This window comes from Ponticoccus litoralis, assembly GCF_039769985.1.
In the GTDB taxonomy this organism is placed as follows: Bacteria; Pseudomonadota; Alphaproteobacteria; order Rhodobacterales; family Rhodobacteraceae; genus Ponticoccus; species Ponticoccus litoralis.
On the sequence record NZ_JBDNCH010000002.1, the window covers coordinates 1,053,570 to 1,072,919 of the forward strand.

Annotated in this window: 17 protein-coding genes and 3 pseudogenes; 5 read left to right on the forward strand and 15 right to left on the reverse strand. The window is 67.1% G+C overall.

Annotated elements, in window-relative coordinates; genetic code table 11:
- Positions 1 to 191 precede the first annotated feature (191 nt).
- The 3 genes from ABFB10_RS06245 to ABFB10_RS06255 form a co-directional block, all read right to left on the reverse strand.
- Positions 192 to 2,453 (reverse strand): glycosyl hydrolase family 28-related protein, encoded by a 2,262-nt coding sequence (locus ABFB10_RS06245; protein WP_347165843.1) that lies wholly within the window; start codon positions 2,451 to 2,453, stop codon positions 192 to 194.
- Positions 2,454 to 2,703: 250 nt separating this feature from the next.
- Positions 2,704 to 3,120: a DUF4864 domain-containing protein gene (locus ABFB10_RS06250; protein WP_347165844.1), complete on the reverse strand. Its 417-nt coding sequence runs from the start codon at positions 3,118 to 3,120 to the stop codon at positions 2,704 to 2,706.
- 83 nt (positions 3,121 to 3,203) lie between these two features.
- On the reverse strand, positions 3,204 to 4,808 hold the full coding sequence (locus tag ABFB10_RS06255) for a lysine--tRNA ligase (RefSeq protein WP_347165845.1): 1,605 nt from the start codon (positions 4,806 to 4,808) through the stop codon (positions 3,204 to 3,206).
- 102 nt (positions 4,809 to 4,910) lie between these two features.
- Here ABFB10_RS06255 and ABFB10_RS06260 point away from each other — a divergent pair, with 102 nt between their 5' ends.
- Both ABFB10_RS06260 and ABFB10_RS06265 read left to right on the forward strand, forming a co-directional pair.
- Positions 4,911 to 5,333: a tellurite resistance TerB family protein gene (locus tag ABFB10_RS06260; protein ID WP_347165846.1), complete on the forward strand. Its 423-nt coding sequence runs from the start codon at positions 4,911 to 4,913 to the stop codon at positions 5,331 to 5,333.
- Between the two features lie 178 nt (positions 5,334 to 5,511).
- Complete coding sequence (locus ABFB10_RS06265) at positions 5,512 to 5,940, forward strand: L,D-transpeptidase (RefSeq protein WP_347165847.1); 429 nt, start codon at positions 5,512 to 5,514, stop codon at positions 5,938 to 5,940.
- A 54-nt stretch (positions 5,941 to 5,994) separates the two neighbouring features.
- Here the strand turns inward: ABFB10_RS06265 and dacB are convergent, their stop codons facing one another.
- Entirely contained in the window at positions 5,995 to 7,509 is a 1,515-nt protein-coding gene (gene dacB / locus ABFB10_RS06270; RefSeq protein WP_347165848.1) for a D-alanyl-D-alanine carboxypeptidase/D-alanyl-D-alanine endopeptidase, read from the reverse strand.
- Positions 7,510 to 7,566: 57 nt separating this feature from the next.
- Positions 7,567 to 8,161 (reverse strand): annotated as a pseudogene (locus ABFB10_RS06275) (nicotinate-nucleotide adenylyltransferase).
- Positions 8,162 to 8,565: 404 nt separating this feature from the next.
- On the opposite strand from ABFB10_RS06275, the gene ettA reads away from it, so the two are divergent.
- The 3 genes from ettA to ABFB10_RS06290 all read left to right on the forward strand — a co-directional run bounded on the left by ettA (position 8,566) and on the right by ABFB10_RS06290 (position 11,226).
- Positions 8,566 to 10,221: an energy-dependent translational throttle protein EttA gene (gene ettA / locus ABFB10_RS06280; protein WP_347165849.1), complete on the forward strand. Its 1,656-nt coding sequence runs from the start codon at positions 8,566 to 8,568 to the stop codon at positions 10,219 to 10,221.
- A gap of 206 nt (positions 10,222 to 10,427) precedes the next feature.
- Positions 10,428 to 10,862: an RbsD/FucU family protein gene (locus ABFB10_RS06285; protein ID WP_347165850.1), complete on the forward strand. Its 435-nt coding sequence runs from the start codon at positions 10,428 to 10,430 to the stop codon at positions 10,860 to 10,862.
- A gap of 157 nt (positions 10,863 to 11,019) precedes the next feature.
- Entirely contained in the window at positions 11,020 to 11,226 is a 207-nt protein-coding gene (locus ABFB10_RS06290) for a cold-shock protein (RefSeq protein WP_347165851.1), read from the forward strand.
- 62 nt (positions 11,227 to 11,288) lie between these two features.
- Here the strand turns inward: ABFB10_RS06290 and ABFB10_RS06295 are convergent, their stop codons facing one another.
- The 10 genes and pseudogenes from ABFB10_RS06295 to ABFB10_RS06340 all read right to left on the reverse strand — a co-directional run bounded on the left by ABFB10_RS06295 (position 11,289) and on the right by ABFB10_RS06340 (position 19,330).
- Entirely contained in the window at positions 11,289 to 11,762 is a 474-nt protein-coding gene (locus ABFB10_RS06295) for a DUF2938 family protein (RefSeq protein ID WP_347165852.1), read from the reverse strand.
- A 418-nt stretch (positions 11,763 to 12,180) separates the two neighbouring features.
- The gene (locus tag ABFB10_RS06300; RefSeq protein ID WP_347165853.1) at positions 12,181 to 13,239 is read right to left on the reverse strand and encodes a DUF1513 domain-containing protein; all 1,059 of its coding nucleotides are present in this window, start codon (positions 13,237 to 13,239) and stop codon (positions 12,181 to 12,183) included.
- A gap of 1 nt (position 13,240) precedes the next feature.
- Positions 13,241 to 13,504 carry a hypothetical protein gene (locus ABFB10_RS06305; protein ID WP_347165854.1) on the reverse strand — a complete coding sequence of 88 codons (264 nt, stop codon included), beginning with the start codon at positions 13,502 to 13,504 and terminating at the stop codon, positions 13,241 to 13,243.
- The gene (locus tag ABFB10_RS06310) at positions 13,425 to 14,207 is read right to left on the reverse strand and encodes an imelysin family protein (RefSeq protein ID WP_347165855.1); all 783 of its coding nucleotides are present in this window, start codon (positions 14,205 to 14,207) and stop codon (positions 13,425 to 13,427) included. The genes ABFB10_RS06305 and ABFB10_RS06310 overlap by 80 nt, the downstream gene beginning before the upstream one ends.
- A complete protein-coding gene (locus ABFB10_RS06315) occupies positions 14,207 to 15,727 on the reverse strand; it encodes a di-heme oxidoreductase family protein (protein WP_347167949.1) in 1,521 nt (506 codons plus the stop codon). Before ABFB10_RS06315 ends, ABFB10_RS06310 begins: the two co-directional genes overlap by 1 nt.
- A gap of 31 nt (positions 15,728 to 15,758) precedes the next feature.
- On the reverse strand, positions 15,759 to 16,244 hold the full coding sequence (gene bfr, locus ABFB10_RS06320; RefSeq protein WP_347165856.1) for a bacterioferritin: 486 nt from the start codon (positions 16,242 to 16,244) through the stop codon (positions 15,759 to 15,761).
- A 69-nt stretch (positions 16,245 to 16,313) separates the two neighbouring features.
- Positions 16,314 to 16,556, reverse strand: a complete 243-nt coding sequence (locus ABFB10_RS06325; RefSeq protein ID WP_347165857.1) for a (2Fe-2S)-binding protein — start codon at positions 16,554 to 16,556, stop codon at positions 16,314 to 16,316.
- A 61-nt stretch (positions 16,557 to 16,617) separates the two neighbouring features.
- Positions 16,618 to 17,875 (reverse strand): annotated as a pseudogene (locus ABFB10_RS06330) (imelysin family protein).
- A gap of 40 nt (positions 17,876 to 17,915) precedes the next feature.
- Entirely contained in the window at positions 17,916 to 18,392 is a 477-nt protein-coding gene (locus ABFB10_RS06335) for a hypothetical protein (protein WP_347165858.1), read from the reverse strand.
- Positions 18,393 to 18,647: 255 nt separating this feature from the next.
- A pseudogene (locus ABFB10_RS06340) lies at positions 18,648 to 19,330 on the reverse strand (DUF1028 domain-containing protein).
- Positions 19,331 to 19,350 lie beyond the last annotated feature (20 nt).

Genomic DNA, 19,350 nt, shown 5'->3' on the forward strand with positions numbered 1-19,350 from the left:
GGTTCACCGGGGCGCGACACAGAACGGACCGCGCCCGGCACCCGTGGAGCCGTCGCCCCCCGTCGCCATGCAGCGACCCCCGCGCCAAGGGCAACAGTCCGGCGCCGCGCGGCTGCGCAACCGGGCCCGGCGCATAGCCGCCGGACCCGTCCCGATACGCTGCCGTCAGCGGTCCACGCGGATGCTGAGGGTCACGTCCCCAAGCATCGGTTCCGGCCAGACCACGTTGACCCTGTCCCTGCCCGCGCCCTGTTCCGCCTGCGTGTAGGGCATGTGGTACCGGAGATATTGGCCGCGTCGCGCGGTCGGGTGGTGGTCACAAGGCCTTCGACCCCCATCGCGTAGCCGTTGAACGGCAGGCGGTTGTCGGTATCGACCTCCCAGACGGTCGCATGGGTGTTCTGGTCGTGATCCACCCGCAGCGGGTTCTTCGCGCCGTATTCGATATTGTGGTAGGTGTTGCCCGCAAAGCTGACGCTGCGCATCTTGGCAAAGTCCAGCGGCGCGTAAGAGGTATCCACCCGCTCAACCCGGTTGATGTAGGTCCCCACGCAGCGGAAGGTGTTCCCCGAGACGTTCAGGCCGTTGATGTAATGCCCGGTGCCGTAGGGCTTCACGACGATATGGCTGAACCATGGCGCGCAATCCGACGACAGCATCACGTTGTTGGTGATCGACAGGCCCGCGAAGCCGAAGCCGCCGCTGAAATCCGGCTCGGGCTCACGCTCGTTGGTCCATTCGATGCTGCAATTGTCGACGTAGTTGCCGGTGATCTGCGTGTTGCAGGCGCGCAGGGTCAGCACGATCCCCGCCGTGCGCCCGCCGTTGTTGGACGCGCCGCCCTGGAAGAAGTGGTTGCCCATGATCGTGTTATGCGCGCCGCTCATGACGACGAAATGCCGGAACTGCGAGGCCCGGCAGGACCGGATCTTCACGTCGTTGGCGTTGACGTTCATGGCGACGGTGGTGCGGTCCTGCACCTCGGCCCCGCCCTCGGTCGAGATGAACTGGCAAAGGTCGACCAGAAGGCCCTGACAGCCGTCCCCGATCGAGGTGATGCCGCGCTGCGCCGGCCGGTTGAAGACGCAGTTGCGGATCACGTTGACCGCCCCGATGGGCGCCAGAGCAAGACCCGAGGCATAGCCCTGACACTGGAACTCCAACCCCTCCAGCTCGAAGACGTTGATGCGCTCGAACCCGGTGAAATCCAACAGGTACTTGAAGCGCGTAAAGGTGTAGCTCTGGGTGCCGACCGCGTCGGACAGCGGCTGTGACAGGGTGATCTCCTGCGCGGCGAAGTTGACGGACCGCACGTAGACCTCGCGCTCGACACCGGCCCCGGTGATCAGCGCCCCGACCGGCACGTTGGCGGCATTCGTGACATTGGTCAGGCGCCAGTTGTTGCTGGCCGAATAGGTCGCGGTGCTGGTCACCACCTCCGGGGTCCAGTTGCCGGTGTTCTCGGCGCGCAACTGGCCGTTGCGGATGACACGGCGCTGCGCATAGCTGGTGCGGTTGGGCACGCAGGCGGCAAGGTCGATGGGTGCGGTCACCGAGATCCGCCGCCCGCCAAGGTCGAGGCTTTCGGCATCGGCGCCGTTCATCAGCGACTGCACCGCCTTCTTGAAGGCAAGTTCCTCGTCCCCGAAGGCCTCGATATAGGTGGCGATGTCGAAGTTCTTGGTCAGGTTCAGCACCGCGTCCACGGGCATCGTGACGGTGCCCTCGAAGGTGATCGGGTTGTAGATCGACACCGTCTCGGCCAGCCGGTAGGTGCCTGCCGACACAAGGATACGCCGCCCGTCGGCATCCGCGTCCGCCGCCTCGAAGGCCGCCGAATCGTCGGTGGTCCCGTCGCCCACGGCACCGTAGTCGCGCACGTCGACCCAGTTCATCATCCTCCGCAGGAAGGCCCCCGTGACGTCCTCGATGACGATGTCGTCGACCCGCACCACGCCGCCGTTCGGGCCGGTCAGGTCGATGCCGAAATGGCCATAGACCGCGTCAGAGCCCCAGACCAGGTCGACGCCCTCGCGGTTGCCCGCGCCGACGATGGCACTGACCTCGACCACCGCGCCATAGCTGGCCAGCGCCACCGCGTCGCCGGTGGTGTCGACCCCGGGCACCGCAGAGCCGTTCGACCGCGCCGCATAGCCCGCGATCCGGACTGAGGGCAGCGCGCCCGCCACCGCCTTGACCCGCGCGGTCACGCGCAGGTAGCAGCCGGTGGGCAGCGGTGTCTGCCCCATGAAGCGCAATTTCTGCACCGAAGCGGTCTTCTGGATTTCGAGGCAGCCGCCGAAATCCGCGTCCGCCGGGACAAAGGCCGCCGTGGCGAGACTGGCGTAGGTGTCGGACCCCGGCACCCCGTCGCCCCGCGACCATTGGCCAAGGTTGGTGCCTGAAAACGCCTGAGGCATGAAGACCAGCCCGTCGGTGATCGCCTTGTTCATCCTGATCCCTTTCCCAAGAAGGGGCGCGGAGGCCCCGGTCGGGACGGGGAAGTATCAACGGGTTGTTAACGCTCCTGAACCGGACCGCACGGCGCCCCGGATGGGCACGCAACGCCCATGGCAAGCGGCGAGACAGGGCTGCCGGTCCCGCAGGTCAGTATCAAAGCGATGGCGCAGGCCGCACAGGCCCGGCGCGGGATCGATGCCACGCAAAGCGGGCGAGCGTCAGGGAGGGCCGGACCCTACGCGCTCAGGCCGAAACGCCGGGCGCCGGGACCACCCGCACCCCGGCGATGCGCCAGTCCCCGAGAACGTCCTGCATCTGGTACTCCAGCACGAACTGCCGCCCGGCCCTGTCCGTGACCAGCACACGCTGCCAGAGGAAACCCCCGATCTCGCGCAGATCGCCGTATTCCACGGCGCCGGGCCGCCAGACCATCGGGTAGCCCTGCCGCACCATCGCGCCAAAGGTCTCGGGCGTGCGGAACATCCGGCGAATGTTGGGCGCCGCGAATTCGAAGGCCGCGCCGACGTCATCCGCCATGAAGGCGTCAAGCTGGCTCTGGATGGTGTCGCGAATGGCAGGGTCGGGCTTTAGCACACCCTGTGCGAAGGCCGCCCCGGCCAGTATCACCCCCGCAAGGGTGCCAAGGAAAAGACGTCTCATGCGGTGTCCTCCTGTCTGGTGGCGGAAAGCTAGCCCGCTTTCCGCCCCGATCCAGAAGGCACGCCTGACGACGCGTCAGAGTTTCAGCCGGCGGTGTCTTCCGGCGTTTCCGTCACCAGATCGCCGGCCAGCCCCTTGCCGATCAGCGCCACAGTCTCTTCGACGCCGTAAAGCGCGATGAACCCGCCGAAGCGCGGCCCCTGCGACTGTCCCAGCAGCACCTCGTAAAGCGCCTTGAACCAGTCCCGCAGCGGCTCGAACCCGTGGTCCTTGCCCACGGCGAAGACCAGCGATTGCAGGGTCTCGTCGTCGGTCTCCCCCTCGTGCGCGGTCAGGCGCGCGGCCAGATCCTCCATCGCCGCGCGCTCTTTAGCGTCGGGCGCGCGGAAGACCTTGGCGGGCTTCACAAAGTCCTCGTAGTACTTCACCGCATAGCCCGCCGCCGCGTCGAGGTCGGGATGCGTCTCGGGCGTGGCATCGGGCGCGTAGCGCCGGATGAAGCCCCACATCGCCTCGGTATCCTCGGCCCCCGCCGCGCTGGCGAGGTTCAGAAGCATCGAGAAGGGCACCACCATCTTCGATTCAGGCACGTCGCCGTTGTGGATGTGCCAGACCGGGTTGTTCAGCTGCGCCGCCAGATCCTGCGTCGGATAGGCCCGCAGCTGCTGGTGATACTCGTCCATCGCCTTGGGGATGACGTCGAAATACAGCCGCTTCGCCGTCTTCGGCTTGAGGAACATGAAATAGGACAGCGACTCGGTCGAGGCATAGGTCAGCCACTCGTCGATCGAGATGCCATTGCCCGTGGTCTTCGAGATTTTCTGCCCCTTGTCATCGAGGAACAGCTCGTAGGTGAAATGTTCCGGCGCCTTCTCGCCCAGTGCCCGGCAGATGCCGTCGTAGATCGGCGTATTGGTCGAGTGATCCTTGCCGTACATCTCGAAATCGACGCCAAGCGCCGCCCAGCGGGCACCGAAGTCCGGCTTCCATTGCAGTTTGACGTTGCCGCCGGTCACCGGCAGCACCCACTCGCGGCCCTCTTCGTCGTCGAAGGTGATCTCGCCCTTTGCCGCATCGACATGCTTGATCGGCACATAAAGCACGCGGCCCGTTACCGGGTGGATCGGCAGGAAGATCGAATAGGTGGCCGCGCGCTCGTCCCGCAGCGACTTCAGCATGATCTTCATCAGGTCGTCATAACGCTCGGCGGCGCGCAGCAGGATCTCGTCGAACTGGCCCGAGGCATAGAACTCGGTGGCCGAGTAGAACTCGTAGTCGAAGCCGAAGGTGTCGAGGAAGCGCCGCAGCATGGCGTTGTTGTGATGGCCGAAGGACTCATGTGTGCCGAAGGGATCGGGCACCTTGGTCAGCGGCTTCTGAAGGTGCTCGCGCAGCATGTCCTGCTGCGGCACGTTGCCGGGCACCTTGCGCATGCCGTCCATGTCGTCGGAAAAACAGATCAGCCGCGTCGGAATATCCGACAGCAGCTCGAAGGCGCGGCGGATCATCGTCGTGCGCAGCACCTCGCCGAAGGTGCCGATATGCGGCAGCCCAGAGGGGCCGTAGCCCGTCTCGAACAGGACGTGCCCCTTGTCGGGCGGCGCCTTTTCATAGCGTTTCAGGATGCGGCGCGCCTCTTCGAAAGGCCAGGCTTTCGCAGTCATCGCGGCGTCGCGCAGATCGGACATCTCTTGAAACTCCATAGGGGATTGCGCGCGCTTCCTATTGCGGCAGGGGTGCGGCGTCAATAAATTGCGGGGCAAGGACACAAGACCCAAAGGCCCGAGACCATGACCGACACCGCCCACCCGCTCAGCCCGCAGGACTGCCTTGTCGCGCTGATGATCGCCGTATCGGCCTCGGATGAGAACCTGCGCACCGCCGAATTGGTCAAGATCGACTCGACCGTCAACCTTCTGCCGATCTTCGCCGAATACGACGCGGACCGGGTCAAGAGCATGGCCAGCCTGGTCTTCGACCTGTTCGAGCAGGAGGACGGCCTCGACACCCTTTTCGGCCTGATCCGCGACAACCTGCCCACGCGCCTGTTCGAAACCGCCTACGCGATGGCCTGCGACGTCGCCGCCGCCGATGGCACCCTGAACGAATCGGAATTGCGCCTGCTGGAAGAGATTCGATACGAACTGGACATCGACCGGCTTCACGCTGCCGCGATCGAACGTGGGGCACGCGCACGGCACCTGCCGGCTTGACAAGCATGATTCCGGGGCGATTCCCGGACCGGATCGGTGCAGGATTTCAACACCGTAGCAATTTGTGGCCGGAAAGGTCCGGAATCCCGGACTGACCGGCGGGCTTTCGCGCTGTACTCTCCCCTAGGCACTTTTCCGCCGATGCTGCCACATCGACGCAAACCCTGGAGGGACAGATATGAAACGACTGATCGCCGCCGCCTTCGGCGCGGCCATGCTGGTGGTGTCTCCGGACGCCTCTGACGCTGCGGCGCTTGTCGCCAAGGTCGACATTTCTTCGCAGACCATGACCGTGATCCACAATGGCAAGATCGCCTACCGCTGGCCGGTCTCGACGGCGCGGTCGGGCAAGTGGACCCCGCGCGGGACCTGGTCGGCGAAGTGGCTGTCGCGCTACCACAAGTCATCGCTCTACAATAACGCGCCGATGCCCTACTCGATCTTCTTCAACGGCAATTACGCGATCCACGGGACCAACCAGATCAGCGGCCTTGGCCGCCCGGCCTCTGCCGGTTGCGTGCGCCTGCACCCGGAACATGCCGCCGTGCTCTTCGGCCTGACCCAGCAGGTCGGCAAGAACAACATGCGCGTGGTGATACAGAACTGACCCCATCGGGACGGGCAGCGGCCCGCCTCGTCACATCCGGCGTCAGGCGGGGCCTCAGGCCGCGTACATCACGCCCCAGCGCTCGATCAGCGCCTGTTGCAGGGTCTTCGCCCGCACGTTCCACGAGTTCCCGCCCTCGGGACGCTCGCGCTGCGCCATCGGCAGCGCCTCGCGCCGCGCCACGTCGGCGCAGAAGATCGCAAAGACCAGCTCTGTCCCGTCCGGCAGATCGACGAAGCCCGCAAGACCGCTGACGAAATTCAGCGTGCCGGTCTTCGCATGCACCTTCAGCGGATGGTCCTCGACCACGCGCCGCTGACTGTCCCGCATGGTGAAGGGCTTCAGCAGCGGCTTCAGCTCCAGCAGAGGCCGCACCGTCTTGAGCGCCAGCATCATGTCAAGCGCGCTGGCCCGGCTGTCCCCGCCAAGGCCCGAGTGATCGACCAGCGCGACCTCGACGGCACCGATCCGCTCTTTCGCCCAGGCGTTCATCTCTGCCGCTGAGGCCTTCAGCGTCTCGGGCACCTGCCCCAGGCGCGCCTTGCTCGCCGCCATGCCGACGGCCTCCGCCGTCAGGTTCGTCGACCACTTGAGCATGTCCTGCAGGATCACCCGCAGCGGCGCGCTGTCCTGCGTGGCCACGACCTCGGCGCCCTCGGGCAGGGCCGTCACCGGCACCGGCGCGTTCAGGGAAATCCCCTGCGTGCGCGCGAAGGTCTGGAAGACCTCGCCGGCGTAAAGCTCTGGCTTGCGGACCGGCAGCCAGCGCGATCCGCCATCACCCAGCGCGCCGCGGGCCACGGTCCAGTCGTCGCGGCCCTCGTGGTCGTCGTAGGTGTAGACCGGCAGACTGCGGGCCACCACGTCCATCCGCGCGAACTGCACAGAGGGCCGATGCGCCGCCGTCCGCGCATCCATGTTGACCACGTAGCCGGACCCGTTGCGGCGCCACTCGAAATGCACACGGTTGTAGTTCAGGTTCAGCCCCGAGACCGCCGGGCTATAGCCCACATGCGGCGGTTGTTCCGTGTCGATCTCGGGCGCAAAGGCCAGCGCCCCGCCCCAGACCTGAAACTCTCCCAGCACGCTGGTGACGCCCGCCGCCTTCATGCTGGCCGCCAGCGCCGCAAGGCCGTCGGTGTCAAGCGTCGGGTCGCCGCCGCCCGCAAGGATCAGGTCACCCTGAACGATGCCGTCCTTGATCCCGCCGGTTGCTAGGATCCGCGTTTCGAAACGGTACTCCGGGCCCAGCACGTCCAGCGCATAAGAGGCCGTCAGCGCCTTGGCCACGCTGGCCGGGGGCAGGCCCGTCGCGGGGGAATGCTCTTCCAGCAGAAGCCCGGTCTGCATATTGGCCACCGCATAGCTGACCTCTGCATTCGCCCCCAGCCGCGCCTTGGCGATCAGTTCCTCACCAGTGGCCTGGTTGCGCCTGAGCAGATCGTCCGCGCGCCCGACCGGACGCAGCGAGGTCGCAGGCGCGGCAGACTCCGCGCGCACAGAGTTTGCGGTCAGGATCAGGGCCAGCGCCCCACCCAGCATGCCGCGTCTAGATATCCCGTCGCTCATACCGCCGATCTAAGCGATTCCCGCGCCATACGGCAACCGATCCTTGCGGGGGCCCGATCACTTCTCGGCAAGGGCGCCCTCGTCCCGGCTCCACAGCCCCGAGGCCCGCAGCGCCGAAGAACTCACGTCCAGCATCGGCATGTTGAGAAAGCACCATGCCGGGGTCTCGCTGGTCGGCAGGCGCCGTGCCGCATGGGCCGGAAGCTGCGCGGCGCGATAGATCCGGGCGGCGACGGAATTGCGCGCCGCGCGGCGCATGCCCGGTCGGGCAAGGACACCGACCGGCACGCTGGCAAAGATGCTGTGCCAATCCTCCCAACGGTGGATCTGCACAAGATTGTCGGCCCCCATCAGCCATGTGAACCGCACCATCGGGTGCCGCGCCCGCAGCGCAGACAGGCTTTCCGCCGTGAAGCGGGTGCGGTTGCGCGCCTCGAAGTCGCTGACGGCGATCTCGCGGGTGGTCGATCATCGCCCGGGCGGCCTGCATGCGGCGCATCATCGACGCGGGGGCATCGGGCTTCAGCGGGTTGCCCGGGGACACCAGCCACACGACACGGTCCAGCCCGAAGCGTTTCAGGGCTTCGCGTGACAGGTGCAGGTGCCCCGCGTGGGGGGGATCGAAGCTGCCGCCAAGCAGACCGACGGTCATACCCGGTGCCAGTACCCCAGCTGCAAGGCCTTCGCGCACAAGACGTCTCCTCAAGGGCCGTCCGGGACGTCATTGAACCGGGCAAGGCCGGTGCCTTGGGTACGAAGCCCCGCATCCGAAGGCAAGCACAGAGCATGGGCCCGGCGTCCCGGGGTTGCGCGTCCGGGCGCGCCGCGCTTTGCCCCCGGCGCATTGGCAGAGGACAATGTCGGCTGCGATCCCGGCCAGCCGATCGGCAAGGGCCGCTGCCCAACTGCCCCGAACGACCGTCAAGACCCTGGCTTTCCTCGCAAAATCAGGATCAAAGACGGCCCCGGCAGCGGCTCGGTCCCGCCGCAGCATTGCGCCCGCACAGCCCTTGAGATACTCCGCAGCAAACCGGCACAGATTTGCGGAGCGATATCATGGCCTCTTACCAGTATGTCTACCACATGGACGGGGTGTCCAAGACCTATCCGGGTGGCAAGAAGTGCTTTGAAAACATCCGCCTAAGCTTCCTGCCCGGGGTCAAGATCGGCGTCGTCGGCGTCAACGGCGCGGGTAAGTCGACCCTGATGAAGATCATGGCCGGCATGGACAAGGACTTCACCGGCGAGGCCTGGGCCGCAGAGGGCGCCAAGGTCGGCTACCTCCCGCAGGAACCGCATCTCGACGAGACGCTGACGGTGCGCGAAAACGTCATGCTGGGCGTCGCCGAGAAGAAGGCGATCCTCGACAAGTACAACGAACTGGCGATGAACTACTCGGACGAGACCGCCGAGGAGATGGCCCAGCTGCAGGACAAAATCGACGCCGAGAACCTCTGGGATCTCGACAGCCAGATCGACGTCTCGATGGAGGCGCTGCGCTGCCCGCCGGACGACGCCAACGTCGCGACCCTCTCGGGCGGGGAACGCCGCCGCGTTGCGCTGTGCAAGCTGCTGCTCGAAGCGCCCGACATGCTGCTGCTCGACGAACCGACCAACCACCTCGACGCCGAGACCATCGCCTGGCTGCAACAGCACCTGATCGACTACAAGGGCACGATCCTGATCGTCACCCACGACCGTTACTTCCTCGACAGCATCACCGGCTGGATCCTCGAACTGGATCGCGGTCGCGGCATCCCCTACGAGGGCAACTACTCCTCGTGGCTGGAACAGAAGGCCAAGCGGCTGGAACAGGAAGCCCGCGAGGACAAGGCCAAGCAGAAGACGCTGGAGCGCGAACTGGAATGGATGCGGCAGGGCGCCAAGGCGCGCCAGTCGAAGTCCAAGGCGCGTATTCAGGCCTATAACGAGATGGCCTCGAAGTCCGAGCGCGAAAAGCTGTCGCGCGCCCAGATCATCATTCCCAACGGCCAGCGCCCGGGCTCGAAGGTGATCGAGGTCGAGGGTCTGAAGAAGGCCATGGGCGACAAGCTTCTGATCGAGGACCTGTCCTTCTCGCTGCCGCCGGGTGGCATCGTCGGCGTCATCGGCCCCAACGGCGCGGGCAAGTCGACGCTGTTCAAGATGCTGACCGGCAAGGAAGAACCCGACGCCGGGACGGTGGAACTGGGCGACACGGTGCAGCTGTCCTACGTCGACCAGTCGCGCGACGACCTGAACCCCGACGACACCGTCTGGCAGGCGATTTCCGGCGGCGCCGAGGTGATCAAGCTGGGCGATGCCGAGCAGAACAGCCGCGCCTATTGCGGCGCCTTCAACTTCAAGGGCGGCGACCAGCAGAAGAAGGTCGGCCTGCTCTCGGGTGGTGAACGCAACCGCGTCCACATGGCGCGCCTGCTGAAGGAAGGCGGCAACGTCATCCTGCTCGACGAACCGACCAACGACCTCGACGTGGAAACCCTGCGTGCACTGGAAGACGCCCTTGTCGACTTCGCCGGCTGCGCCGTGGTGATCTCGCACGACCGCTTCTTCCTCGACCGGATCTGCACCCATATCCTCGCCTTCGAGGGCGAGGCCCATGTGGAATGGTTCGAGGGCGCCTTCTCGGACTACGAAGAGGACAAGAAGCGCCGCCTGGGCGCCGATGCCCTGGAACCCAAGCGCCTGAAGCACAAGAAGTTCACGCGCTGAGCAAAAAAGCGGCCCGACCCGGAAAGGGATCGGGCCAGCCCCCTGCGGCAGAGATGCAAGGCCAGGGCCGCCCGTCGCCCTGCCGCAGGCCACCGGGCGGAACGTACCTTCGATCCATGCCGGGCGCCGCCAGCGCAGAAGGTTGGACCCGCCCGCCCGGCGCTTTCGCCCTTGCCTAACGCCGCCGCCCGCGTTCACATGCCGCCATGCTGCACCACATCCCCGCCCTGCTCTCCCCCGACCTCCTGAAGACCCCGGCCGAGATGGGCCACGGCGACGAGATCGTCATCGGAGACGCCAATTTCCCCGCCCACGCCATGGGCCGGCGCGTTCACCGCATGGACGGGATTTCCGCCACCGAGGCTGCGAAAGCGATCCTCCACCTCCTGCCGCTCGACAGCTTTGTCGAGGCCAATGCGCATGTCATGCAGGTGGTCGGCGACGCAACGGCCAGCCCGCCGATTTTCGCAGAGTTTCAGGCCCTTGTGGATACCGCCGACAATCCCGCGCCGATCGCGCGGCTGGAACGCTTCGCATTCTACGAACGCGCCCAAAAGGCTTTTGCCGTGGTGCAGACCGGCGAATTCCGGCTCTACGGCAACCTGATCCTCACCAAGGGTGTGATCGGCGCCGCACCTTGACCCTTGCTCCGAATCACGGAACCTGCGATATACCACACCGCTACGTTACCAGATTCGCCTTCCTGTCTGCCTTTCACGGCGACAGAGCTCCGATTTTGCTCTGACCTACGCCGACCCGCAGCATCCCGCGTGCGGACCACAGACAGGAGTTCTCACGATGGCCACCGGCACCGTGAAATGGTTCAACACCACCAAAGGCTACGGCTTCATTCAGCCCGAAGATGGCGGCAAAGACGTGTTCGTGCACATCTCCGCCGTTGAGCGTTCGGGCCTGACCGGCCTCCAGGACAACCAGAAGGTTTCCTACGAACTGCAGTCCGACCGCGACGGCAAAGAGTCCGCGGGCAACCTCGAACTGCTCTGAGCGGTTCACAGGCGACTGAATACGAAGGGCGGGTCTGATCCCGCCCTTTTTCATGCGCCCTTCTAGTAGAACAGCAGGGCCGTGACCCACATCCCCAGCGCAAAGACCGTATGCGCCAGCAGGCCCAGCATGCGGGTCCGGGCCGGGCTTGGGGTGCGCGAGGCCGCCCAGCCGGCGCCGATCGCCGGTTGCAGCAGGAACCAGCCCGCCGCGATGGTCAGGATGCCGAAGATCCAGACCGGAACGAAGCTGGGCGCCGCGATCCAGTCGCGTCCGGCAAGCACCGCGAAGACCACGCCATAGACCACGCCGACCGCGTAGTGAAACACCCAGCCCACCGCCAGCTCGCCCTGTGCCGGGGCGACCCGGTCGAAATCGTCGTGGAACACCCGCTCTTGCAGGTTGAGAACCCAGCGCCCGACCCGCGCCCAGTTCGCCAGCGGCAACCCGAAAAGCCGGTTCAGCAACAGCGCCCAGAGGTCCATCGCCAGAGTGCCGCCGAGGCCCATCAATACGCCCGCAAGGATCACGCCCATCCATCCCTCCCATGGTTGCGCGCACTCTGCCTTGCGTGCCCGGGGCATGCAACGGGCAACCGCCGCCCGGCTGGCCCCCCGACCGACCGGCACTGTTGCAGGGGCGCAACGGTCCGGGATACCCGACCCTCCGGATTCCCACACTGTTCGGAACCTCTGCCGCGTAGCACCATTGGGACATCTACAGCGTCCGGCCTTTAACGTGGTTCACGCCGTGACAGGATTGCCCCAAGGCGCCCAGGGCGCGGCAGGGCCATCCTGTTTCAAGGATAAGGCCCGGCGCTTCAGGAGGTACTGGATATGACCGAACATATGACCAAACCGAAGCGCACGCCCCGCGACAAGCACCCGCAGCCCCAGCCCGGTGCCCCCAGGCCGCGCCGCTACACCTTCACCGACTGGGCCTGCCTCTGAGGTCTCAACCCAGCCGGACCAAGTGATTGTCCCAGGCGCGGCGCGCGACCGTGAGGGGCGCCAGCCGGTCCGTGCAGGACAGAACGCCGCCGTGGCCATCCGTGGCCACGAGACCCTCGGCCCCCGCCGCAAGCCCGCAGATGTCCGAGCGGCTGAGCGCGGTCAGGAACTCCCCGTCGAGGCCGAACAGATGCAGCCGCCCGCCACGGGGCGAGGTGATCCCCACGCGGCCCGCGTCCATGGCCACGCTGCCCGCGTAACCCTGCATCGCCAGTTGTTCCGCCAGATCGGCCTCGCACAGCGTCACGCGCCCGCCCTTGCGGTGCAGCCCCAGCAGGGGCACGGGCTCCGACAGGTCGCCCTGCCACTGCATGGCAAAGCCCACAAGGCCGTCGCGATGCGCGAGGTGCCGGATCGAGGCCCTGTGCAGGTCTTCCGACAGCTCCACGCTTTCCTGCAGGCCGCCGGTCACCGTCACGTAGGACAGGTTGGGGCGCATGCTGTCCAGGTTCAGTTTCTCGCGCCCCCGGTCGGGATGGGTCAGGATGCCGCCGTTCGCCACCGCCAGCACGTCACCGGGCAGACGCAGGATCTCGTGCGGGCCGATGCCGCCCGAGGCCAGCGACCCGATCCGGCGATAACCCTCATCGCGCGCCCAGAGGCCCAGCCGCCCGACGCCGCTGTCGATGTGGTTTTCCGTCGTCACCAGCACCGCGCCGCCGTCGACAAAGGCGCCATGGCCGTAGAAATGATGGCCCTCCGGCGCCTCCAGCCGATGCGCGACCCGGCCCGAGACACAGTCGATCACAAGGGCATAGGTGCCCGGACGGCGCGCGAAGGCCACTGCCTCCGGGCGCAGGGGATGGGCCGCCGCCGCGTGGCCCCGGGCCGGCAAGGGAATGCGAAACAGGTCCTGCCCCTGCTCGGACAATCCGAACAGCGCGAAGGTGCCGTCGGGCTCTTGCGCGGCGGCGAGGAAGGCGGGGTTGCCCGCGTCCGCCCATGTCACCTGCGGCAGGGTCGCCGAGGCCAGCAGAGCCGTCAGGAAGTGCCGCCGCCGCATCTCAGTCTCCATCCGCCGAATTGAACCCCTCGGACAGGCCCAGCCCGGCGCCGATCTCTGCCGCGATCACCGTGCGCAGCGCGCGAACGTGCTGTTGCAGGATCTCGACCTTCAGGCGGCCCGCGGGGTCGTCGACCCCCGCGAACAGCGGATCATCCAGATCGGCGGCCAGCCGAAGCGCCTCGTCATAGGCCGCCTCGGTCGCCGGGATCGGGCCCTCGGCAAGGGTCCGGGCCAGCCCGCGCGTCGCCTCCAGCGACAGCACGACATTCCGCAGCGAGCCGGTCCGAGCGCCGCGCCTCGGCGCGTTCCGGTCGGGGCCGGTCGAAGGTGCCCGAGGGCCGCCCCAACCGCTGGTCGGCGGTGAACTCCAACCCCGCCAGCAGCGCGGTGTAGAGGGTCGAGGCCGCCTCGCGCCCAGTCAGGTAGGTGGCATTGTCACCCGCCGTGGTCAGCAGCCCGGCGTGTTCCGTCCACCCGGCGCGCATCTCGGCACCCATCCGGGCAAGATCGGCGCTGACGGCCTGCACGTAGCGGCAGGCGTAATCCCCGGCGGTGTATTCGGTCTCGTACAGCAGCCGCTCCAGCGCAAACAGCCCGCGCCCGGCGACAGAGACCTCGGCGAAGGTGGCGGGATCGTTCACCGCCGCATCCTCGTCGCCTTGCAGCGCCGCAACCGTCCCGGCCACGATACCGCGCTTGTCCGGCCAGAAGGCGATGGCCAGCGCGCGCCCGTCGGCCTCCAGCGGGCCGAAGTTCAGGTGGGCGATGCCCATCCAGCCATCGAAGGCGCGTTGGTAGGCGGGCTTCACCGCCTCGGCGGTGCAATCGGCCTGCGCGGCCTCATTCAGCGCCTGCGTATCCCCCACGAAGCTATCGAAGGCGGGCAGGATGTGGTCGTCAACAGCCTCCGCGACCCCGGCGGCAAGGGGCGAGGCAAGGCAGCACAGGGCAAGGGCTAGGCGCATCAGAGGCTCTCCAGGTAGCGGATCAGGGCGGCGCGGTCTTCGGGCGGCATCTCGACGACACGGTCGCGGGCGGGTTGCGCCTCGCCGCCGTGCCAGAGGACGGCTTCCAGCAGCGACCGCGCGCGACCGTCGTGCAGGAAATAGGTGTGGCCGTTGACCTGTTCGGTCAGGCCGATCCCCCACAGCGGCGCGGTGCGCCATTCCCGGCCCGTGGCCAGCCCTTCGGGGCGGTTGTCGGCCAGCCCCTCCCCCATGTCGTGCAGCAGGAAGTCGGAGTGCGGCCAGATCAGCTGGAAGCTCTGCGCGCTATCCTCCGCCAGCCGATGGGTGACGAACTTCGATACGTGGCAGGACGCGCAGCCGGTCTCGTGGAACACCCGCTTGCCGCGCAACACCTGCGGATCGTCTACAAGGACCCGTTCCGGCAGGGCCAGGTTGCGGCTGTAGAAGGTCACGAGGTCGAGCCCCTCGGCGTCGATCTCAGCGCCGCGCGCGTCGCCGTCGCCATGCGGCCCGGCAAGGCAGGTGGTCTGCGCTTCGGTGCAATCTCCGCCGGGCAAGGGGTGCAACGGGTTCGAGATGCCGATGTCGCCCGCGAAGGCCCCGGCGGACTGTTCGCGGACCGTGGGGTTGCCCGCCTTCCAGCCGAACCGGCCCAGCATCGGCGCGTCGTGTTCCAGCGACCAGACCACCTGCGCCCGGCCCGAGATGCCGTCGCCATCCATATCGTCGGGGTCCGCGTGGGCAAGGATATCCGCCGTCGGGATCGCCTCGATCAGGCCAAGCCCCAGCATGGTCGGCGCCACCCGGGGCGACAGCATCACGTCCTCGGCCATCGGCCCGTACCCAAGGTCTGACACACTGTAGGTCGGCCTGCGCAGCGACGCCTCTTCGCCGCCCGACAGCGCCACCGGCACCTCTTCGTAGGTGATCTGCATCTGGCCCTCGGCGGCATGGCCAAGGACGGCGACGTCCTGCAACTGTCCGCCGTAGGTGGGTTCGGGCCGCGCCAGCGCCCCGCCCAGCGTCGCGAGGTAGGCCTCGACCTCTGTCATGTCGGTCTGATCGAAGGGCACCGACAGGCGCAGGAACATCGACACGCGGTTGTCGTCCGGCCCTTCGGGCGGATGACCACGCCCGTCCTTCAGGTGGCAGCGCTGGCAGGACCGCGCATTGAACACCGGCCCCAGCCCGTCAGAGGCCAGCGTCGATGAAGGCGACGAGACCCAGAGTTTCTTGAACAGCCCGTTGCCGATCTTGAAGGTCAGTTCGCCCTCGAAGCCGATATTGGCCGAGGGCTGCGAGAAGGCATCCGCGCTGGACCGCCTGCGCACCGTGGCCGCGCCGCCGGGCTTGGCCTCGAACCGCTCGGGTGCGGTGAAATCGGTGGGCGCGGCGGTGACGCGGGCGATGCGCGCGGCCTCGTCGGCGGTGCGGGGCACCACCGGCAGGTGCAGGTCGTCCAGAACCGGCAGTTCGGCGGCGACGGGAAAGGCTGCCGCCAGAAGCAGCGACAGCATGAGTTTTTTCATAACAGGTCTCTTTGGGCGCTTATTCCGCCTCGTCCGAGGATTTGGCCTGAAGCTGGCTGTAGTTGGATGCGCCGAGGGTCTCGTAAAGGCCCAGCTGCGTTTCGAGGTAGTCGATGTGGCCTTCCTCGTCGGCGATGAGCGCCTCGAAGAGGTTCTTCGACACGTAGTCGCCCACGGAGTCGCAGTGGTTGCGGGCCTCGATATACAGGGTGCGCGCCTCATGTTCCGCGGCGAGGTCCGACTCCAGCGTCTCCTTCAGGGTCTGGCCGATGCGCAGCGGGTCCAGCTTTTGCAGGTTCGGATGACCTTCCAGGAAGATGATCCGCTGGATCAGCTTGTCGGCGTGATGCATCTCTTCGATGCTTTCGGCGCGCGACTTGTCGGCGAGCTTGCCGAAACCCCAGTCTTCCTGCAGGCGATAATGCAGCCAGTACTGGCTGACCGCCGTCAACTCGCTGCGCAGTGCCGCGTTGAGATATTCGATGACCTTCGCATCACCCTTCATGGTCGGAATCCTTTTGCTTACCTACCGGCGTTAGTGTGGTCTTCTGCCTTGGGTCCTGCAAGGGCGCGGTCAGCCGCGTCCTCTACGTTCGAGGCGGCGCAGGTGCCGCAGTTCCAGCGGCACCTCGAAATTGTCGTTGGCCTGCATGGTCTTCATGAACAGCGGCAGGCAGCCGCCGCAGTCGGCCTTCTTGCCAAGCGCCCGGTAGATCTTGCCCGGCGTGATCAGCGTCGCCTCGTCCGAGGCGCGCATCCAGTCCACGGCGGCGTGGATATCGTGGTCCGAGATGTTCATGCAGTGGCAGACGATCATGGCCGCTTCCTTCTGGACGGGCGGTAGCCCGGGGCGCCCGCGACGCCCCGGCGGGGTGGCGTTACTGGAAGACCGCGTCCGGGTCGTCGAGGCTGTCGGAGCCTTCGAAGCCGATCCGGTCGAGGCCAAGCGCGGTCACCGCCCGCTCGATACCAGAGGTTTGTTGCACCAATGCGTCGACCGCCGCCATGATCAGCGCCTCGCCGCCTGCGTTGCCGCGCGCCAGCATCTGGTCGTAGCTGAAGCCCGCCTCGGCGGCGGCCTTGATCTGGCCCAGCTCCACCATGGTCTGGTTGATGTCGGCGCGCAGGGCCGCGTCCACATCCGCGTCGAGCCGCCGCCACCAGCGAGGACAGGCTTTCACCGCTCACCACCGACCCGTCGATGCGGACGTATTCCCCGAAGTAGACGTTGCGGATGCCCATGCCGTCATAGAAATGCGAGTTGTGGGTGTTGTCCGAGAAGCAGTCGTGCTCTTCCTCGGGGTCGTTCAGCATGACGCCCAGCTTCATGCGCTCGCCCGCCTGCTCGCCGTAGGACAGGCTGCCCATGCCGGTCAGCATCGCCACGATGCCCGCGTCTTCGTCGCCGGTCACGGTGGCGCGCGCCTCGCCGCCCTCGGCCCATTGCGCGGCCATGTATTCCAGATCGGACACCAGCAGGTCCGTCGCGGCCTTCAGGTATTGGCCACGGCGGTCGCAATTGCCGCCGGTGCAGGCCTCGCCCGTCGCGTAGTCGGTCCAGGGACGCTCACCCGCGCCGTGATCGGTGCCGTTCAGGTCCTGCCCCCAGAGCAGGAATTCCACCGCGTGATAGCCGGTGGCAACGTTGGATTCGACCGCATCGGCCTCTTGCAGGGTCTCTTCCAGAAGCGCCGGGGTGATCTCTGTCGCGTCGACCTCTTCGCCCGACAGGGTGAAGGTCGGGTTGGCCACCACGTTCAGCGCCGCATAGGCGTTTTTATCCGTGGCCCCGCCGTAGGATGCATCGACATAGTCGATCAGGCCCTCGTCCAGCGGCCATGCGTTCACCTTGCCTTCCCAGTCGTCGACGATGGCATTGCCGAAGCGGAAGACCTCGGTCTGCTGGTAGGGCACGCGGGCTTCCAGCCATGCGGTGCGGGCGGCGGTCAGCGTCGCCTCGGACGGATTGGCGATCAGCGCCGCGACGGCGGCCTGAAGATCCTGCGCCTTGCTCAGGCTGTCCTCGTATCCGGCCTGCGCGATATCGGCGTAGGTGTCCAGCACGGCGGCCTTGTCCGCCATCGCGGGCAGGGCGGCGGTCAGTGCCAGAGCCATGGCTGTCGCTGTCGTCTTCATGGGGTCTGTTCCCTTCGTCAGTCAGTCAGTCAGTTGTGGATCAATGCAGGCGCCCGCGATGGACGTCGGCCCGGTGGGCCGCCATCACGCGGCGGTTCATCTGGTTCAGCCACAGCCCGAAGGCCTGCGCGGCCCCGGCCAGCGCCGGGGCAAGGTCGGCCCGGACCATCAGCGTGGCCATCAGGGTGGCATCCTCCATCGCGCCTTCCGCCGCACATCCGACCATTTGCGCAAGGCAGGCCTCGTCGGCGCCGACGCATTGGCAGGCCAGCCCGTGGCAGGCCATCGGGCGGCGTCCGTGATCGACGAGGATCGTCACGAGGTCCGTCAGCGCCTCGGTCGCCCGGCTGCCGGCGGCATCCCCCAGCGCCTCGATCAGCCCGGACCGGGCGCGGTCGATCGCGCCATGCGACCCAAGGCAGAGGCGCAGGTAAAGGATCGCGCCGGATTCGACGGCGCCATATTGCGACAGGCGCCCGACCGGAGAGCCGCCGCGCGGCGGGTTGTGCAGGCTCATGACCGCGCCCCGTCGATCAGCCGGTCCAGAAGACCCGCCCCCGGCGGCGTCAGGCGCATCGCAAGGGCCCGCGCCTCTGCCGCGCAAAACGCAAGGTCGGCGGCGCGGCTCGGTCTCGCTGTCGCTGTCCCGATGCAGAGCCATGGCGGTCTCCAGAATCCCCGTTGCTTTGCGGGAAACCTGACCACTACAGTCGGGAATGTCAATTCCGATTATTTTAGTCGGATGAATGCGGGCAGGCCGGCGCCGGTGCGGTCAGTCGCGGAAATCGGTCTCGGAGAGGATGCGCTCGGGGTCCTCGGCGCAGGGCACCTGCCGCGCCCAGCGGCCATATCCGCCACTGGTCGCGCGGGCATGCAGCGTCTGCAGCGCGCCGATGGGGTCGCTGTCATGGTAATCGATGCGCAGGGTCAGGGGCGCATGGGCCGGGCTGAGGACCAGCAGCGCCGCAGAGAACAACCCCCGGCTGTCGCTGCCCGCCCGGTCGGCGGCGCGCAGCGCGGCGATCAGGCGCTCTGCCGGGGAACCGCCCGCGCCCTGGAAGGCTTCCGACAGGGCGTCGAGCACCTCCAGCCCGGCCAGCATATTGCCCGAGGCAATCCCGCCGGGAAAAGACCGTGCGCCCATCTGCGGGGTGTTCTCCTCGCCGGTGAAGGCCGCCGCCCGCCCCGTCGGATCAAGGGCCGCAAGCTGCCGCCAGGCGCGCCCCCTGTCCGCGCCGGTCACCTCGGCCACGGCGGTCGAGGCGCCTTGCCCCCGGCCATCCGGTCCAGCACATCCTCTCCCCAGAAGGTCGAGGGCGCGGCGCCTCGGCTTGCGCTCAGACCCGCGTCGAGCCGTCCCCGCAGCACCCAGCCCCCCACGCAAAGCGATCCGGTCGCGGCGGCGGCGCAAAGGGTTCCGGTGCCCGGATCCCGGGCAAGAAGCGAGAAGGTCATACAGGTCTCCTGAAAGCCAC

Coding starts and splice junctions, on each gene's coding strand:
- ABFB10_RS06315 (WP_347167949.1), bottom strand. CDS start 15,727: ATGCTGTCGCTGCTTCTGGCGGCAGCCTTTCCCGTCGCCGCCGAACTG.
- ettA (WP_347165849.1), top strand. CDS start 8,566: ATGGCCTCTTACCAGTATGTCTACCACATGGACGGGGTGTCCAAGACC.
- bfr (WP_347165856.1), bottom strand. CDS start 16,244: ATGAAGGGTGATGCGAAGGTCATCGAATATCTCAACGCGGCACTGCGC.
- ABFB10_RS06245 (WP_347165843.1), bottom strand. CDS start 2,453: ATGAACAAGGCGATCACCGACGGGCTGGTCTTCATGCCTCAGGCGTTT.
- ABFB10_RS06310 (WP_347165855.1), bottom strand. CDS start 14,207: ATGCGCCTAGCCCTTGCCCTGTGCTGCCTTGCCTCGCCCCTTGCCGCC.
- ABFB10_RS06265 (WP_347165847.1), top strand. CDS start 5,512: ATGAAACGACTGATCGCCGCCGCCTTCGGCGCGGCCATGCTGGTGGTG.
- ABFB10_RS06255 (WP_347165845.1), bottom strand. CDS start 4,808: ATGTCCGATCTGCGCGACGCCGCGATGACTGCGAAAGCCTGGCCTTTC.
- ABFB10_RS06335 (WP_347165858.1), bottom strand. CDS start 18,392: ATGAGCCTGCACAACCCGCCGCGCGGCGGCTCTCCGGTCGGGCGCCTG.
- ABFB10_RS06295 (WP_347165852.1), bottom strand. CDS start 11,762: ATGGGCGTGATCCTTGCGGGCGTATTGATGGGCCTCGGCGGCACTCTG.
- ABFB10_RS06300 (WP_347165853.1), bottom strand. CDS start 13,239: ATGCGGCGGCGGCACTTCCTGACGGCTCTGCTGGCCTCGGCGACCCTG.
- ABFB10_RS06285 (WP_347165850.1), top strand. CDS start 10,428: ATGCTGCACCACATCCCCGCCCTGCTCTCCCCCGACCTCCTGAAGACC.
- ABFB10_RS06250 (WP_347165844.1), bottom strand. CDS start 3,120: ATGAGACGTCTTTTCCTTGGCACCCTTGCGGGGGTGATACTGGCCGGG.
- ABFB10_RS06290 (WP_347165851.1), top strand. CDS start 11,020: ATGGCCACCGGCACCGTGAAATGGTTCAACACCACCAAAGGCTACGGC.
- ABFB10_RS06325 (WP_347165857.1), bottom strand. CDS start 16,556: ATGATCGTCTGCCACTGCATGAACATCTCGGACCACGATATCCACGCC.
- dacB (WP_347165848.1), bottom strand. CDS start 7,509: ATGAGCGACGGGATATCTAGACGCGGCATGCTGGGTGGGGCGCTGGCC.
- ABFB10_RS06260 (WP_347165846.1), top strand. CDS start 4,911: ATGACCGACACCGCCCACCCGCTCAGCCCGCAGGACTGCCTTGTCGCG.